Source organism: Janthinobacterium sp. SUN128, from assembly GCF_030587275.1.
Lineage (GTDB): Bacteria > Pseudomonadota > Gammaproteobacteria > Burkholderiales > Burkholderiaceae_D > Janthinobacterium > Janthinobacterium lividum.
The window spans coordinates 476,742-493,468 of sequence record NZ_JAPWHY010000001.1; the positions used below are offsets into that span (position 1 = coordinate 476,742).

The following is a 16,727-nucleotide window of genomic DNA, read 5'->3' on the forward strand; positions in this document are numbered from 1 at the left end:
GTCAGGACGCGGCAAAATCGGGCACGGCAAAAAAGCACAGCAGATTGGCCTTGCTCAGGTATTTTTTGACGGAATGCGTGGTGGTGCCCAGTTCGGCGGCGATCTCGGCATAGGTCATGCCGTCCAGGTGGGCCAGCAGGAAGGCGGCCCTGGCCTTGGCGGAGAGCTGGTCCAGCGCGCGGTCGACCCGTTGCAGCGATTCGAGCAGGATGGACATCGCTTCCGGCGAAGGCGTGCAGGCTTGCGGCTGGTGCAGCAGTGCGTCGAGGTAGGCCCGTTCGAGCTCTTCGCGCCGGCAGTGATTGGCCAGCAGGCGCTTGGCGATGGTGGCCAGGAAAGGGCGCGGCTGCGCGATCCCGGCGCTGCTGCGCGCAACGAAGATCTTGATGAAGGTATCCTGCGCCAGGTCGCCCGCCAGCCCCGCATCGTGCAGGCGGCGTTTCAGCCAGTGCAGCAGCCAGGAGTGGTGCTCGGCATACAGGGCCTGGAAATCGGATGGCGGGGAAGGGGCGGACAGCATGCGTACAGTTTGGTTTAATCTAAATGAGAATTGTTCTCATAATAGCGTAGCGGCGCGCACCCGGCAATCAGCAAAACGCGGCGTTGCTGAAATGCGACTGCGTGTCCGGACCGCGCGCGGCGGCGGATTTGCGCTGCCGCACGGCAGATGTAAAAGTTTCCTTGGCGCAAGCTTTCATGTGAGAAAATGCGGGCTGTCGATGTGGTGCGGAGCGGAGCGAAAAATGATGTGGATGGTTGGCGGTGCCCTGGTTCTCTTGGTCGCCAGATTCTTATGGTTGGCCTACTTTCACCGGGTCAACGCGATGTCGCGCCAGGCGGAGTTGATGAACTGGCTCGACATCGGCCGGGTGTCGAATGCCGATGGCGGCAAGGATATTCTGTTGGCGAGAAACGAGCGCGGCGCCAGGATCGACTGGCGCACGGGCGAGGTCTGGCTGATGAATCCGAAGGTGGCCGAGCCGTTCGCCGATTTCCTCGCCGTCGAGCGCTGGCTGACTTTGCGCGACATGCCGGCGGCGGACAAGCCGGCCGCAGCTGCGCCTGCACCCGCGGAGCCGGAACCGGAAGCGGCGCCGGATGCTGGCCCCGTGCGCGATACCTTGCCGGCCTTCCAGCAAAAGGTCGATGCTTGCCTGGCCAAGGCGGAGGGCGGCCAGGAGTTGCTGGAAACGAAGCAGGCTTTCGAGGCGGGCAGCGAGCCTTACCTCGAGGCGTCGACGGAACTGAGCAAGACGGCGCTGGAGCTCGAAGTGTCGCCGGCAATGGTGGCCACGTTTCATATCAGCGCGTTTGCCGCCCTGGCCGAAACGGCGGGAGCCGACAAGCTGGAACGAGTGGCGGCCAGCCTGCACGCGGCGGCCAGGCAGATCAGGGCCAGCGTCACCGCGTAAAGGCGGGACAGGGCAGGCATGAATGAAAAAACCGCTGCATCCCTTGCAGGAGTCAGCGGTTTTTATGTATTGGTTGCGGGGACAGGATTTGAACCTGTGACCTTCGGGTTATGAGCCCGACGAGCTGCCAGACTGCTCCACCCCGCATGCGAATTATATACGAGTTTGCTGCATTGCGGGAATGATCTTTGTCAGGCCTGCCGCATCGCTTACTGTTGCTTGAAAATCGTGGCCGTTCCCTGGCGTGTAAACGGCGTGCCCATATGGACTTCCTTGCCGCGCAGTTCGTATGGCAGAAAGGTGATGATTGAATAGCCATCGCGATGGTCGAGCGCTACGGCTATGGCATCTGATTGTTTGCCGGACGAGGGCAGGGGGACGGTGGCGTCATACACGAGGGCGGTTGTCTTGTATTCGCCGTCGACGGCGCCTTGCACCAGGGCTTCCTGTATCAGCTTGATGATGTCGGCCGGCAGTAGCGACATCGCAGCTGTGCTTGCGGGCATGAGGACGAATTTGTCGGTCTGCTTCAGGGCCGCGCCGAGCGGGAGGAAATGGCCTTGCTTCTCAAGTTGTAGCTTGGCCAAAGGAACGACGAACTCTTGCAGATATTCGGTATCCCGCTGCGCCTGGGATTGGGCTTGTGCCGTGGCGGAAAAGCACAGGACGGCAAGCAGGGTGGCAGTGCGGCAGGCTTTCAAGGCGTGGCCCTTGTACATTTAAAGTTTCAATTTAACATGATTGTACAAAATGGGCGAGAATGAAAAAGCCGCTGATCCCTTTGCAAGAATCAGCGGCTTTCATATATTGGTTGCGGGGACAGGATTTGAACCTGTGACCTTCGGGTTATGAGCCCGACGAGCTGCCAGACTGCTCCACCCCGCAGGCGAATTATAGCGGGGTTTGCTGCAATGCGCAATGGCCGGGTTTCAGACCCTGGATTACGCCGCCGCCAGGCGCCACAGCGAGGTGATTTCCTTCGAGCGGGCCGCGTGCAGGCTGTCGGTGGCGTCCTGCGCGCGCGGGTGCGTGGGTTTCACGTCCAGGCGGTCGATGACTTTCAAGCCCGCCTGTTCTATCCATTCGAGCAATTGTGCGCGCGGGCGCAGGCCCAGGTGCTCGGCCAGGTCCGATAAAATCAGCCAGCCTTCGCCGTTTGCTTCCAGGTGCCCGGCCAGGCCGGCGAGGAAACCGCGCAGCATGCGGCTGTCCGGATCGTAGACGGCGTATTCGATCGGCGAGCTTGGGCGCGCAGGCAGCCAGGGCGGATTGCACACGATGAGCGGCGCGCGGCCGGCAGGGAACAGGTCGGTCTGCAGCACGTCGACCTTGTCAAGCAAATCGAGGCGGGCCAGGTTTTCGCGCGCGCAGGACAGGGCGCGCGGGTCCTGGTCGGTGGCGACGATGCGCTGAATGCCGCGCTGCGCCAGTACGGCGGCCAGCACGCCCGTGCCGGTGCCGATATCAAAGGCCAGGCTGGCGCGCGCAGGCAGCGGCGCTTCCGCCACCAGGCCCACGTATTCGCCGCGGATGGGCGCGAACACGCCGTAATGCGGGTGGATGCGCTGGCCCAGGGCTGGCAGTTCCACGCCCGTGCGGCGCCATTCGTGCGCGCCGATCAGGCCCAGCAATTCACGCAGCGAGGCGATAAACGGTTCTTCGCCACGGCCATACGCTTCATTGCACGCCAGTTTCACGTCCGGCGCGCGGCGCAGCGGGATCGTGTAGTCGGCCTCAAAAGGCAGCAGCAGCATGGCCAGGGTACGGGCGCGTTGCGACTGGGCCTGGCGGTGCAAGTGGAAGGCTTCCGTGGCGGACGGTTCGGGTTTCGTCAGCTTGGTGGCCTTGGCCTTCTTGCTCGGTTTGTCGTTCTTGTGGTCGGCGCGCCGCGCCAGCGCCTGCAGCAGCTGGCGCGCGTTCTGGAAGTCGCCGCGCCACAGCATGGCCGTGCCTTCGCAGGCCAGGCGGTAAGCCTGGTCGGCCGTCGTGCGGTCATCGGCGATGACGACGCGCTTGGGCGGCGGCATGCCGCTTTCCGAGCGCCAGCGGGCCGAATGCTCGGCGCCGTTTTCGCTCCAGTGGATCTGCGGATGAACGGTAGGTGAAGAAGTGTCGGACATGGGATTCAATCGATAGAAGGTGGCGCGCGGCATGGTCGCCTGCGCAGGCCGTCTTCCATTATACGTTGCTGACCGTGCTGCTAGCGGTGTCCGTGCCGTATGCGAGTGCCAGCGCGCGGGCGCGCGCCTGCTCTTCCGGCGTGGTTTCCACGGCTTTCCTGTCTGCTTTGGCGGTCTCGGCGGCTTGGTCCGGCTGCACCAGCTTGAGCAAGCGCAAGCTCAGGCTGCCTGCCAGGCCGTCATCCTTGCCGCTGGCGCTGGCGCCATCGGACGTGCCCTGGTAGAGATTGCTTTGCAATTGCTGGCCCAGCAGCTTGAACAGGTCGTGCAGATTGCCGCCGAAATGCGTGGCGGGCAACTCTTTCGCGGGCAACTCTGCGTCATCGGCGGAGGCTGCTTCCTCGGCGGCATTCTGCGTTTGCTCAAGGACGCCCGCGCTGATGCTCGATTGATATTGCACTTCCACTTCGAAGTCGAAGGTCTGGCCATCGGCCGTCGTGATCTTGCCCTTGCCGATGAAATGCGCGTTTTCATCGAGGCTGAAGGCCGCCGCGCGGCTGCTGCCGTTGGCGCCCGAGACGCTGGCGTTGCCACTGCTGAAGCTGGAACCGGCCTGCAGGTCGACGGAATCGAAGGCGACCGTGGCACCGTCGCCGAACAGCTGGCGCGTCATGGTGGAGAGGAAATCCTGCGCCACGTCGACGGTGGCGTTGCCCAGCGCATCGGTCCGCTGCGACAGTCCCTTGGCCGACAGGTCCAGGCCATTCTTTGACAGCGCCACCACGTCCTGCGCCGTGCGCTGCATCAGGGGCGAAGCGGCCAGGCCCGTGGCGCTGCTGCCCGTGCGGGACGGCTGCTGGCCAGCCAGCGTATTCGAGGCGGATTGACGGCTGACAAGGGCGGGGAGCTGGGACATGGTCGGTTCAAATGGAGAGGATAGTCGAATTAACGACAATATCGCCCCATTCTTTAACCATCAGTGGTGGTGCGACCAGCTACCGTCTGCCGATTCCAGGTAGGACTTGACGGCATCGGCCTGGCCCGTGGCGTGACGCTTGAGTTCGCCGCATGCGCAAATGCCCTGGTACGGCTGGATATGCGAGCAGGCGGAGACTTTTTGCAGGTAAACCTGCATGGATTTGTGACATTTTACGCACTTGAAGGTGAGGCTGCGGGCGGCTTTCATGGGGTTCCTTGAACTGTTGCGGGGCGTAGAGTTCCTCTACGCGAAGGCGGCGATTTTAACGCACTCTGGCCATCGTTACACGTTGTTGCATCTGCGCCACGCGCACGTCAACTGAATCCGCGCCATGACGTTGAACGTATATAGGAGGTCGTCTGACCGCCATTGAAGAGGTAGCACCATGGACAAGCATGACAAGGAAAAGCCTGTACAGCCCGCCAAGGAGCTGGTCAGGAAGTGGCTGAAAGCGGAGCTGGAACAGCGCCGGCCCCCGCCCGACCCCGAGCAGATCCGCCGCGAACTGGGCTGGGATATGCTCAGACTGTGCCGGGAGCCGGCCAGCCGCTAGTGACTCAGCGCACCGTCACCACGCTCTTGCCGCCGGATCCAGGCTGCACGAGGATACGGGTGGCGATGCGCTCCGTCATTTCCTGTACGTGCGAGATGACGCCCACCTTGCGGCCCATGGCTTGCAAGCCGTCGAGCGCATCCATGGCCACGCGCAGGGTTTCCGTGTCCAGGCTGCCGAAGCCCTCGTCGATGAACAGCGATTCCACGCGCACCCGGTTCGAGGACAGCGAGGCCAGGCCCAGCGCCAGGGCCAGCGAGACGAGGAACGATTCGCCGCCCGACAGCGAGTGCACGGAGCGCAGCTCGCCGCCCATGTCCTGGTCGCGCACCATCAGGCCCAGCGACGGATTGTTCGGGTTGTCGATGCGTTCGAGCTGGTAGCGGCGCGCCAGGTGGTTCAGGTGTGCATTGGCATAGCCCAGCAGCACTTCCAGCGTGAATTGCTGCGCGTAGTTGCGGAATTTCTTGCCGTCGGCCGAGCCGATCAATTCATTCAGGCTGGCCCAGCGCCGCTCGATGACGGCTTGCGCCTCGATCTGCGCCAGCATCGTTTGCGCGCTGTGGCGCCGCGCGTCGTCCTGCGCGATGGCCAGGCGCAGGCGCGTCGCTTCCTGGTTGGCCGCCTGGCGTTCGGCGCCAAGCGCGTCGAGCGCCGCCTGCAGCGCGGCCTCGTCCGTTTCCAGCGCTTCCGGCGGCTGTTGCACATGCGCCGCCAGTTGCTGCCGGCGCTCGGCCAGCACGGAAACGGCCGCCGTGTGGCGGTCGGCGATCATCTGCAGGGCGTCGCGTTCGGCGCGCATGGCGTCCGGCGCGATGGCCAGGCGCGCGCGCAGCTCGTCGAGCGTGGCGGGCGCATGGCCGGAGTGACGCTGCCGGAACTGCTGCAGCCAGTCGTGCAGGGCGGCGGTGGCGCCGCGTTCCTGTTCATGCATGGCGGCCAGGCGCTGTGCCAGCTGCACGCATGCTTCATCGAGGCGCGTGCGCTGCTGGCCGGCCGACTGCGCCGCCGTTTGCTGCTGTGCCAGCAGCTCCTTGGCCTGCGCGATGGCGCCAGCCAGGCTGTGTTCCACCTCGGCCACGTTCTGGCCCTGCCATAGCGCGTTGCGCTCCGTTTGCAGTGCCGTGCGCTGTTTGTCGGCGGCGGCAAAGGCGGCGTGGGACTCCTGCGCCGCTTGCCGTGCCTTGCCGGCGGCCAGCTGCGCCGCTTCCAGCTGCGCGGCCAGGGTCGCCAGCGCGTGGCCGCGCTGGTCCTGGTCCGCCTGCTGTTTCAGCCATTGCCGGCTTTCCGTTTCGCGCGCCGCGCGGAAGGCGGCGGGGCCGGCGCGCCAGTTGTCCTTCCAGCCTTCGGCGCCTTCCACGTCGGCAAACGCGGCATCGAGCTGCGCCAGCAAGCCGTCAAGCGCGCTGCGCGACGTCTCCACCTTGTCCACGCTGGCCGCCTGTTGCGCTTGCAACTGCGCCAGCCGTGTCTGCGTTTCGGCGACGGCGCTTGTGTAGCGCGCGTGTTCGGCGCCAGCCAGTTCGTGCGCCGCCTGCGCCTGCTCACGCCGCGCGCTGGCCTGGCGCAGCGCCGCCTCCTGCTGCGCCAGCGCCTGCAGGGCTGCCGCATTGGCTGCCAGTTGCTGCACGAACCAGTGCGCACGCTGGTTTTCCGGCGGCAGATGCAGGGTATCGGCATGCGGCTGCCATTGCGCGTGCAGGCTGGCGATGGCGGGCGGCAGGGCCGCCAGTTCGGCATCCGTCTGCGCCTGTTCGCGCGCAGTCGCGGCCAGCGCCGCCCTGTGCGTGGCCAGTTGCTCCAGATTGCTGCGCGCCTGTGCGCGGCAAGCCAGTACGTCATCCTGCAAGCTGGCCAGCATCGCCTGCAAAGCGTGATCGGCGTGGCTGTACGGGTGTTCCAGCGCGCCGCAGACGGGGCAGGGCTGCTCGTCCTGCAAGGTGGCGCGCAGCTGCTCGACGCTGGCCGCGCATGCCGCTTCCGCGCCTTTCAAGGACTTTTCCGCCTGCGCCAGGCTCGCTTCCAGCAGCGCTGTTTGTGCTGCCGCCGCGGCCAGCGCCGCGTTTTCCGTCTGCGCGGCCTGCGCCAGCTGGGCGGCCCTCGCTTGTCCATGCGCCAGCGCCTGCTGCTGGCGCGCCAGCTCCGTCCACGTCTTTTCCGCCGCATTCAACTGGCGCGCATGGTTTTCCAGCTGTCCGCGCTGTTCCTGCAGCAGCTGTCCGTCGATGGCTTGCACGGCGGACAGCGCTTCGCGCCGCTGCCCATCGTGCTCGGCGAGCGTGGCGGCGGCGGCCGTCAATGCGGCTTGCGCCGCGTGGCCCGCGTTGGTTGCCGCGCGCACCAGCTGCGCCGCTTCGGCTGCCTTGGCGTCGGCCGCATCGGCTTGCGCGGCAGCCTGGCCGGCCTGGGCGAACAGCTGGTCCGACAATTGCCACGACGTGGCCAGCGCTTGCCAATGCTGGTGCGATACCAGCCACAGGCGGCCCGTTTCCTGCTCCGCCTGCATGGCGTGCTGGCCCTGCTGCAGATCGTGCAAGGTGGCGCGCGCCGTCTCGTTGGCGTGGTCTGCCGTCATTGCCGCCTCCCTGGCCTGGCGGTGCGCGGGCAAGTGGGCGGCAATGCCGGCATCGAGCGCCTTGGCGGCATCGAGCTGCGGTGCCGCGTCGCGCTGCGCCGCTTCCCTGGCCTGCAAGGCCGCTGCCGCTTGCTGCACGCCGGCAGCCAGTTGCGTTTCGCTGGCCACGGCTTGCGCCGCCTGCGCGCGCGCCGCTTCCAGCGCGGCGCCGCTGCTGGCGATGTCGTTCGCCAAGCGCGCCACGTCATCGACGAAGGGGCGCGCCGGCTGCAGCAATTCCCACTGCGCCAGCGCCGTGCGGCGCTCTTCGGCAGCGGCCCGTTCGGCATCCGCGCCATCGAGCGCCTCTTGCGCCGCCGCTACCTGGCTTTGCAGCTTGTGCGTTTCCTGGTGCCAGCGCTGCTGCAGTTCCAGCACCGCCTTGCGCAAGTCGATGGTTTGCAGGGTGGTCTCGGCCGCGCTGCACAGGACCTCGGTATCGGTACGTTCTTCCGGCGACAAGGGCCGCTGGTCGGCCAGTTTTTCGCCCAGGCGTTCGAGGACCTGCTTTTCCTTTTTTGCCCGCTCGAAGGCGCGCATGGAAATGTCGGTATAGATGCTGCTGCCCGTCAGGGTTTCCAGCAACTCTCCCCGTTCATTGTCTTCCGTCTTGAGGAAGGTGGAAAACTCGTTTTGCGCCAGCAGCACGGCGCGCGTAAACTGGTCGAACGACAGGCCGATGCGCTTTTCGATCTCTTCCTTGACTTCCGTCTTGGTGCCGCCGATGGGCTGCAGCGCTGGCAGCTGGTGCAAGCTCATGGCCGTGGCTTGCAGCGCGCCTTCGGCCTTGGTGCGCGAACGGCGCACGCTCCAGCGCGCGCGGTAGCTGGCGCCATCGTTGCCGACGAAGTCCACTTGCGCGTAGCCGTCCGGCGTGCCGCGCCGCAGCAGGGTGCGGGTATCCTGGGCGTTGACGGTTTCCTTGCCCACGTCGGGCAGGGCGCTGCCCCGGCCCAGTACTTTCAGCAGGCGCGGCGTGGCGTCGTACAGGGCCAGGCACAGGGCATCGAGCAGGGTGCTCTTGCCCGCGCCCGTGGGGCCGCTGATGGCGAACAGGCCGGAAGACGCGAGCGGCTCCTGCTGGAAGTCGACTTCAAATTCGCCGGCCAGCGAGGCCAGGTTCTTGCCGCTGATTTTCAGTATTTTCATGGTTCTTCAGGTGTGCTCAAGCGCCAGGCAGCAGCAGTTCGGCCAGGGCCGACAGTTGTTCGGGCGGCGCGGGCTGGCCGTATTTTTGCAGGTACAGGCGGCGGAAGATGTCGTCGGGCTGCAGCTGGCCCAACTGGTCGAGCGTCATGTTCTCGGGCGCGCTGCTGCGCGCGGCGCTCGATGTTTCGATCTTCGCCAGGCGCACGTGCTTGCCGTCGAGCGCCGTTTCGATGCGCGTGCGCAGGCCCGGTTCCGGCGCATCGAGGCGCACGCGCACTTCCAGGAAGGGCTGCGCTTCCGGTGGCGCTGCGGGCACGTCGAGGGCGGCCAGCTGTTCCAGCACTTCGGCAATCGGCGCCGGCGTGGCGGGCACGCGCAGCAGCGGCACGGCGCGCGGCACCTCGATGGCGCGTACCTCGCGTAATTGCTCGCCGTCGATATCGAGGCACAGCACCTGATGGCGGTAATTCACTTCCGCGAAGGACAGGGGAATCGGGCTGCCGCAGTAGCGGATATGCTGCTGGCCGCCCACGGCCTGCGCCTTGTGCAAATGGCCCAGCGCCGCATACGCGATGGCGGTATCGAAAATCCCCGACGGCAGCATTTCCGTGCCGCCGATGACGATGCGGCGCTCGGAATCGTTCGACATTTCGCCGCCCACCATATGGCAGTGGCCCATGGCGATGATGGCGTGGCCGGGCTGGCGGCGCTCCAGCGCCAGGTCCGCCAGCTGGCGGTACAGCAGGGCGATGCCGCCCAGGTAGGCATCCTGGGTATCGCCGGCCGGCAGTTTCGGCACGTCGCCGGGGCGCAGGAAGGGCACGGCCAGGCACCACGCCTGCACTTGCCCATCGCTGCCGGTGAGCGGCAGCAGCAGGCGTTCCAGGTCGATCTGGCCATCGTCGCCACGCAGCACATGGCCGATCACGTGCGTGCCATGCGCGGCCAGCAGGGGGCCGGGCGCTTCCAGGCGGCCGGCCGAATCGTGGTTGCCGGCGACGACGACCAGCTGCAGCGCTGGCAGGCGCGCGCGCGCCTGCTGCAGGAATACATATAACTGCTTCTGCGAGGCGGCGGAAGGGTTGGCGTTGTCGAACACGTCGCCCGCCACCAGCAGCACGTCGACCTGTTCGGCCACGAGCGTGTCGAGCAGCCAGTCGAGGAAGCGCTGGTGTTCGTAGCCCCGCTCATAATTGTGCAGGGTCTGGCCCAGATGCCAGTCGGAAGTGTGCAGCAGGCGCATGGTGGGGCAAGGGTAGGGAGGACAGGCGCCAATATAGCAGGAATGGCGCCTGTCTCACGCCGTCAGCACGCCTGCGCGATAAGTATTGCGCCCATCCTGTTTCGCCTGATACAGCAGCACGTCGGCCCGCTGCAGCAGCACGGCGGGGGAAATGTCTTCGTCGCGGTAGAAGGCCAGGCCGATGCTGGCGGAAATGCGCACGCTGATGCCATCGAGTTCGAACGGCTGCTGCATGGCGGCGACGATTTTTTCCGCCAGCACGGCCGCGTCGTCGGGCCGGGTGATCTGTTCCATGATGATGGTGAATTCGTCGCCGCCCAGGCGGGCGATGATATCGGTGGCACGCATGGTCTGCGTCAGGCGCTGGGCGAAGGCGCGCAGCAGGGCGTCGCCGGTGCCGTGGCCATGCGTGTCATTGACGGGCTTGAAGCGGTCGATATCCATGTACATGACGGCCATCAGGTGCTGCTGCTGGCGGCTCGCGTGCATGGCGTCGCTGAGTTTTTGCTGGAAGCCGGCGCGGTTCGACAAGCCCGTCAGCGCATCGACCTGGGCCAGCTTCAGCAGGCGCTGTTTTTCGCGCTTTTGCACGGTGATATCCTGGCGCATCACGTGAAAACCCACCACCTGCAGCTTGTCTTCGCCGATCTGCGGGATGTAGATCACTTCCATGCAGCGCTCGATGCCTTCCTTGTCGTCTTCTTCCTCGAAGCTCAGGGTTTCGCCCGCCAGCACGCGTTCGATATACGGCGCCACCGTGCGGTAGCGCGCCTCGCCCACGGTGTCGCGCACGCTTTTGCCCAGCGCCTGCCGGCCCGTCAGGCCGAATTCGCGTTCATAGGCGATGTTCAGGAAGCGGTAGACCTGGTCGGCGTCGATGTAGGCGATCATGGCCGGCAAGGTGTCGGCGATGGTGCGCAGGCGCGCTTCGCTTTCCAGCAGCGCCACTTCCGATTCGCGCAAGGTGGTGATGTCGTCCAGGGTCCCCACGTAGCCTTCGATCCGGTCGTCGATGAGGATGGGGGCAATTTTGACGGAGACCCAGACCAGCCTGCCGTCGCGCTGCAGGCAGCGCAGGGTGGACTGGAACGGCGCGTGGCTGCGCGTGAGCTGCTCCAGCGCCACGTGCATCAGCGGATAGTCGTCCGGGTGCAGGGCGCTGGTCCAGCCGGCGCCCAGGGCGGCGGCGCGCGGCAAGCCCGTGATCGATTCGAAGGTGCGGTTGACGTAGGTGCAGCGGCGCTGGCGGTCCAGGCGCACCAGCCCGAGCGGCGAGGCGTCGTTGACGGCGGCCAGTTCGGCCTGTTTCTGGCGCAGTTCCAGTTCCTGCTGGCGGCGCTGCGAGATATCTTCGGCGATGCACAGGATATGTTCGATCTGCTGGCGCTCGTCGAACACGGGCACGGAGACGGCGCGCAGGTAGCGCAGGCTGCCGTCAGCCAGGCGCAGCGGTTTTTCCGTATGGTCGATGACCCCGCGCTCGGCCAGGATGGCGCGGTCGTCCTCGGCGTCGTGCAGGCCGAAGTCGGGCGGGAAGGCCTGGCAATCGGTCTTGCCGATGACGTCGGCAGCCAGGTGGCCGGTGATATCCTCTGCGGCCTTGTTCCACACTTCCATCTTGCCGAAGTTTTCCGGGCGCGCGCTTTTCACGTAGACCAGCACGGGCAGATGGTCGATCAGCGACTGCAGGAAGCTGCGGTTGTCCTGCAGCGCCAGTTCGTCGTGCTTGCGCGCGCTGATGTCGCGCGAGGTGACGGCCACGCCGTCGGCGATCGGCACCACCTGGTGACGCAGCCAGCGCGTGCCGCCCGAGGCCAGTGGCAGCTCGAATTCATCTTCCAGCGGCTGGCCCGTTTCCATCACCAGCACGAAGCGCTTGAAAAAACGCTCGCCGCGCAGCAGCGGCATCTGCTGCAGCACGCGCTGGCCCAGCAGTTCGGAGCGTGGCTTGCCCAGCATGTCGGCGGCCCGCTCGTTGATGTCGGCGAAAATGAAATCTTCCACCGGCTTGCCCGGCGCGGGGCGCCAGGCTTTCAGCAGCAGCACGGCATCGAGGCTGCCCTGGTGCGCCGCGCGCAGCAAGGCCTGCGTCTCCTTGGCCTGGCGGATGCTGCGGCGCAGGCGCGCGCTCTGGCGCATCAGCAGGGTCGTAAAGCCGGCAATGAGCACGCTGGCGGCAAGCAGCGCGCCGACATAGACCAGGCGGCGGTGTTCGAAGCGCGCCAGGGCGACGGCGCGGTTCACGCCCACCACGGCCAGCAGCGGGTAGCGCGGCAGCTCGTGGTAGCTGTAGATGCGTGACGTCGCGTCGACGGGCGGCTCGATCAGCAGTTCTTCGGGGGCGTGCTGCGGCGGTCCCGGCATGCGGAAGTCGATGCGGTCGCTGAGGATCAATTGCTCGCCGATGCGTCCCACCGTCAGCCCGCTGTCGCGCGCCACCAGCATCAGCGCGCCCTGTTCATCGAGGTTCAGGCGGTCGTAGTCGTCGACAAAATACGTGGGGTCGACGAGGATGACGATGGCGCCGGCGAAGCGGCCTTGGGCATCGTTCAGGCGGCGCGCCAGGCGGATGGTCCAGCGCTTGCTCTCGGCGTCGAGCATGGGCGTGTCGACCAGGGCCGTGTCGGACGCATTCGCGGCCAGCGCCCTGAAAAATGCCTGCGTGGCCAGGTTTTCCGGCAGATAGGCGTGAGCGCTGTCGACCACATTGCCGTGCGCGTCGATGAGGGCGATCGGCAATTCGAGCTTCGATGGCAGCACGCTGTCGAGCAGGCCCTGGCGGCGCGTGAATTCATTCAGGCGCAGGCCGCCGTCCGTTTCCTCGTATTTGAGCTTGAACAGTTGGGTGGCGTGGTCCGTCTGGCGCAGGGTGAAACTGGTATGGTCGGCCAGGGTGCGCGCCAGCGACTGGCTGACGGCCACGGCGTCGCGCACGGCGCTGGCCCGCTCCTGGCCAACCTGGTAAAAGACAGCCGCCCACAGCGCCAGCAGCAAGATGAGCGCGAACAGGGGTACCAGGCTGAGACGGTACAGGCGGCGGGCAAGGCGTTGCAGGGGTCTTGTTATCGCTATCACGGGCGCTTGCAGGCTAGGGTCATGGAAAAGTGGAAGGGCGGCGTGGCGCGCATCATAGCCGAAATATGCTGACCTGCGCGCTGCCTGCGGCCCCAGCGTCTGTTCGTAGTCTGTCGCTGGCCTTATTTTGCGTTAAATCAAGTATCTGTGGTGCCGCGCACGCTAAAAAAAGCACGCCGGCGGCGACACGGGCCGGCGGCGTGGCAGAAAAAGTACAATTGCGCCCCCATCCTCATTAAAATGGGCGCTTCTACCTCCCATATCGAAAGTTGTCATGCAGAGTAAAAAGCCCGACGCGGCAAGACTGGACAAGATCGTGGCCGAAGCGCGCCGCGCCGCCGACCAGCGCGAGAGCGGCTACCGCGAGCGCTCGCTGAAGATGTATCCGTGGGTCTGCGGCCGCTGCATGCGCGAATTTACGCGCGCCAACGTGCAACAGCTGACGGTGCACCACCGCGACCATAACCACGACAACAATCCGCCGGACGGCAGCAACTGGGAGCTGCTGTGCCTGTATTGCCACGACAATGAGCACTCGCGCTACCTGGAAGCGGACCGTGGCGCCGGCCTGCTGTCGGCCGAGGTGGCGCCCGCCACGCACAATCCGTTTGCCGCGCTCGCTGGCCTGATCAAGAAAAAGGACTGAGCGGCCCTTCCGCTTCCCACCCCATGCGCATCTTGCTGACCGAAGACGACCCGCAGCTGGGTCGCGCCACGCAGATCGGCCTGGAACAGGGCGGCTATGCCGTCGACTGGGTCACGAGCGCCGAACACGCGCACACGGCCGTGCGCCTGCACGACTATGGCTGTATTTTGCTCGACCTGGGCTTGCCGGGGCAGGATGGCATGCAGGCGCTGGGCGTGCTGCGTGACAATGGCTATAGCGGCGCCGTGCTGGTCGTCACGGCGCGCGACCAGGTGGGCGAGCGCATCGCCGGGCTCGACGCGGGGGCCGACGACTTTATCGTGAAACCGTTCGACCTCGACGAGCTGGCCGCGCGCATCCGCAGCGCCTGCCGCCGCGCGGCCGGCCGCCTGCGCGAGCACCTCGTGCATGGCGACCTGGTGCTCGATATCGCGGACCGGCAGGTAACGCAAGGGGGATTGCCCGTGACCTTGACGGTGAAGGAATTTCGCATCCTGCAACTGCTGCTGGAGCACGGCGGCCGGGTGCTGAGCCGGGAACAGCTGGAGAAAAACCTGTACAGCTGGGGTGACGAAGTGGAAAGCAATGCCGTGCAAGTGCATATCCACCACCTGCGCAAGAAGCTGGGGCGGGACTTGATACGCACCGTGCATGCGATCGGTTATTGCATCGACAAGCCCAAAGCGGCTTGACACAAAAACGGGCTACCCTGAGGCAGCCCGTTCGATGTTGGCGCTGATGGCGCGTTACGGCATCAGAAATCGACGGTGGCCGACAGCCACAGACGACGGCCGTCCAGGCTGTTGACATAGCGGTTGGCGTAGTTCAATGCCGGTGCGCGGTATGGCTGGTAGTCGACGAAGTCCTTGTTGAGCAGGTTGTACACGGCCGCGTTCAGGGTGACGCGCTTGTTCAGCTGGTAGCTGCTGCCCAGGTGCAACATGGTGTAACCCTTGTAGTCGCCCAGCGCGGCCTTGGCGGCGCGCGTGGAAGCCGAGGTGCCCGGATCGCGGAAGCGTTCGCTGCGGTACTCGGCGCGCAGCCAGCCGTTCCACTCGCGTGAGATATCCCACGACAGGCGCGCATTGACGGCGTGCTTGGGCGTGTCGCTCAGGGGCTTGCCGACGTTGCTGCCACTCTTCTGTTCGCTTTCCGTGTACGTGTAGTTGGCGCTGGCCGACAGGGTCTTGCCCAGCGGGAAGCGCGTGTTCAGCTCGACGCCGCGCGTGACGGCCTCATCCACGTTGACCGACTGGCCGAACGCATCGACGTTGGGCCAGTTGCCGAAGCTGACGCAGCCGGGACGGTTCGGCGAGGGGCGGTAGTCGCAGTTGACGAGGCCCGTGCCCGTCGTGATCTTGTCCTTGAATGTATTGTTGAACAAAGTGCCGCTGGCGGTCCAGCCGGCCAGGTTGTCGAAATATGCGCCGATTTCCGTCGTCGTGCTCGTTTCCGGCTTCAGGTCCGGGCTGCCGACGAGGGGGATCGTGCCCTGGCCGCCAAAACCGTTGATGCCTGGCGACAGTTGCTCCACGCGCGGCGTCTTGTAGCCCTTGCTGACGCCGCCCTTGACGGTCCAGCTTGGCGCTGCGTTCCACACGGCATAGGCGCGGGGGCTGGTCTGGCCGCCGAAGATGCTGTGATCGTCATAACGGGCGCCGACGGTCAGCGCGACGTTGTCCAGCACCTGCCATTCGTCTTCCACGAACAGGGCTTTTTGCGTGAATTCGAATTTCTTTGGCGCCACGCCATCCGTCATTTCCGCTTTCCACCATTGCGCGCCGACGGTGGCCATGTGTTTGCCCAACGGCATGACCAATTTGGTATCGAACACCTGGCTTTCCACTTCCAGGGTGCGCGCGCTGCCAGCGACGGCGCCGGGCGTGCCTGGCGGAATCGTGCGGCCCAGGGTTTCCGTCTTGTTTACCATGTAGCTGCTGTCCAGCGTGCCGAAGCCGAAGCGGCCCGTGTGCGACAGGGTCCACTGGTCGCGCTTGTATTTCTGTTCCGGGCCGTAGCCGCCCTGTACGGTATTGGTGCCGAGCTGGCCCTTCGAATTGTCGTAGGTCTGGCGGCCCGCGTCCGCGTCGAGGATGACGGTATGGTAGCGGTTCGGCGTGAAGGCCAGGCGCGCACCAAAGTTCTCGATGTCCGAGCGCACGGGGTTGGCGCCCATGCTGGCGGGCACTTGCGCGCCGGCCGCGTTGGGGACGCGGATGTCGGCCGCGTCGCGGCGCTGCTTGCTGCCGCGCAGGGACAGGCCCAGCAGGTCGGTGGCGATGGGGCCGCTCAGGTAGAAGCGGCCGCTTTTCACGTCGCCGAAGTCCGACTCTTCCTGCAAGGTGTAGTCGGCCGAGACGGAACCCATCCACTGCTTGCCCACCTTGCGCGTGATGATGTTGATCACGCCGCCCATGGCGTCCGAACCGTACAGGGTCGACATGGGGCCGCGGATGATTTCGATGCGCTCGATGGCGGCCAGCGGCGGCATGAAGCTCGTCTGCGTGCCGCCGAAGCCGTTCGGCGTGACATTGCCGGCCGCGTTCTGGCGGCGTCCGTCGATCAGCACCAGGGTGTAGTCGCTGGGCATGCCGCGGATGCTGATGTTCATGCCGCCCGTCTTGTCGCCCGCCGCGCCCACGTCGATGCCTTCCACGCTTTCCAGCGCCTGCGTCAGGTTGCCGAAGCGCTCCTTCGACAGCTCCTGGCGCGTCAGCACCGTGATCGAGGCTGGCGCCTGCTTGATATCCTGTTCGAAACCGGAGGCGGAGACCACCACTTCCGGCATGCTGGCAGGCGTGCCCGTCTGGGCGTGAGCCGGCAGGCAGGACAGGGCGGCCAAGGCCAGGGCCAGGGTGGTGGGACGCGGCAGGCGCGCGCTGCGGGTGCTGTTGGACATGCAAACTCCTGATGGTGGATGAGTTATTGGTTTTTCT

The 16,727-nt window shown here is 65.8% G+C and carries 13 protein-coding genes and 2 tRNA genes; 4 read left to right on the forward strand and 11 right to left on the reverse strand.

Annotated features, from left to right (window positions below; translation table 11 throughout):
• Nucleotide 1: 1 nt before the first annotated feature.
• On the reverse strand, nucleotides 2-520 hold the full coding sequence (locus O3297_RS02345; protein WP_305047636.1) for a sigma-70 family RNA polymerase sigma factor: 519 nt from the start codon (nucleotides 518-520) through the stop codon (nucleotides 2-4).
• Nucleotides 521-845: 325 nt separating this feature from the next.
• Here O3297_RS02345 and O3297_RS02350 point away from each other — a divergent pair, with 325 nt between their 5' ends.
• A complete protein-coding gene (locus O3297_RS02350; protein WP_070280460.1) occupies nucleotides 846-1,412 on the forward strand; it encodes a hypothetical protein in 567 nt (188 codons plus the stop codon).
• 70 nt (nucleotides 1,413-1,482) lie between these two features.
• Here the strand turns inward: O3297_RS02350 and O3297_RS02355 are convergent.
• The 6 genes from O3297_RS02355 to O3297_RS02380 form a co-directional block, all read right to left on the reverse strand.
• A tRNA-Met gene (locus O3297_RS02355) sits at nucleotides 1,483-1,559 on the reverse strand.
• Nucleotides 1,560-1,621: 62 nt separating this feature from the next.
• On the reverse strand, nucleotides 1,622-2,131 hold the full coding sequence (locus O3297_RS02360) for a hypothetical protein (RefSeq protein ID WP_305047637.1): 510 nt from the start codon (nucleotides 2,129-2,131) through the stop codon (nucleotides 1,622-1,624).
• Between the two features lie 89 nt (nucleotides 2,132-2,220).
• Nucleotides 2,221-2,297: transfer RNA gene (locus O3297_RS02365), tRNA-Met, on the reverse strand.
• A 56-nt stretch (nucleotides 2,298-2,353) separates the two neighbouring features.
• Nucleotides 2,354-3,532: a class I SAM-dependent methyltransferase gene (locus tag O3297_RS02370; RefSeq protein ID WP_305047638.1), complete on the reverse strand. Its 1,179-nt coding sequence runs from the start codon at nucleotides 3,530-3,532 to the stop codon at nucleotides 2,354-2,356.
• A 58-nt stretch (nucleotides 3,533-3,590) separates the two neighbouring features.
• Complete coding sequence (locus O3297_RS02375) at nucleotides 3,591-4,448, reverse strand: hypothetical protein (RefSeq protein ID WP_305047639.1); 858 nt, start codon at nucleotides 4,446-4,448, stop codon at nucleotides 3,591-3,593.
• A 60-nt stretch (nucleotides 4,449-4,508) separates the two neighbouring features.
• Nucleotides 4,509-4,718 carry a hypothetical protein gene (locus tag O3297_RS02380; protein WP_034755039.1) on the reverse strand — a complete coding sequence of 70 codons (210 nt, stop codon included), beginning with the start codon at nucleotides 4,716-4,718 and terminating at the stop codon, nucleotides 4,509-4,511.
• Nucleotides 4,719-4,896: 178 nt separating this feature from the next.
• Here O3297_RS02380 and O3297_RS02385 point away from each other — a divergent pair, with 178 nt between their 5' ends.
• Nucleotides 4,897-5,064: a hypothetical protein gene (locus tag O3297_RS02385; protein WP_162835746.1), complete on the forward strand. Its 168-nt coding sequence runs from the start codon at nucleotides 4,897-4,899 to the stop codon at nucleotides 5,062-5,064.
• A gap of 4 nt (nucleotides 5,065-5,068) precedes the next feature.
• Here the strand turns inward: O3297_RS02385 and O3297_RS02390 are convergent, their stop codons facing one another.
• Genes O3297_RS02390 through O3297_RS02400 form a run of 3 tightly spaced genes read right to left on the reverse strand, consistent with a single transcriptional unit; the run spans nucleotide 5,069 to nucleotide 13,145 of the window.
• Nucleotides 5,069-8,827: an AAA family ATPase gene (locus O3297_RS02390; RefSeq protein ID WP_305047640.1), complete on the reverse strand. Its 3,759-nt coding sequence runs from the start codon at nucleotides 8,825-8,827 to the stop codon at nucleotides 5,069-5,071.
• Between the two features lie 16 nt (nucleotides 8,828-8,843).
• Nucleotides 8,844-10,070, reverse strand: a complete 1,227-nt coding sequence (locus O3297_RS02395) for an exonuclease SbcCD subunit D C-terminal domain-containing protein (RefSeq protein ID WP_305047641.1) — start codon at nucleotides 10,068-10,070, stop codon at nucleotides 8,844-8,846.
• 54 nt (nucleotides 10,071-10,124) lie between these two features.
• Complete coding sequence (locus tag O3297_RS02400; RefSeq protein WP_249936266.1) at nucleotides 10,125-13,145, reverse strand: PAS domain-containing protein; 3,021 nt, start codon at nucleotides 13,143-13,145, stop codon at nucleotides 10,125-10,127.
• Nucleotides 13,146-13,419: 274 nt separating this feature from the next.
• Between O3297_RS02400 and O3297_RS02405 the strand changes: the two genes are divergently transcribed.
• Together O3297_RS02405 and O3297_RS02410 are read left to right on the forward strand one after the other, a co-directional pair.
• On the forward strand, nucleotides 13,420-13,791 hold the full coding sequence (locus O3297_RS02405; protein ID WP_034755042.1) for a YajD family HNH nuclease: 372 nt from the start codon (nucleotides 13,420-13,422) through the stop codon (nucleotides 13,789-13,791).
• Between the two features lie 23 nt (nucleotides 13,792-13,814).
• Nucleotides 13,815-14,483: a response regulator gene (locus tag O3297_RS02410; RefSeq protein ID WP_070254154.1), complete on the forward strand. Its 669-nt coding sequence runs from the start codon at nucleotides 13,815-13,817 to the stop codon at nucleotides 14,481-14,483.
• Nucleotides 14,484-14,545: 62 nt separating this feature from the next.
• Here the strand turns inward: O3297_RS02410 and O3297_RS02415 are convergent, their stop codons facing one another.
• Nucleotides 14,546-16,690: a TonB-dependent receptor domain-containing protein gene (locus O3297_RS02415; RefSeq protein ID WP_305047642.1), complete on the reverse strand. Its 2,145-nt coding sequence runs from the start codon at nucleotides 16,688-16,690 to the stop codon at nucleotides 14,546-14,548.
• Nucleotides 16,691-16,727: the final 37 nt, after the last annotated feature.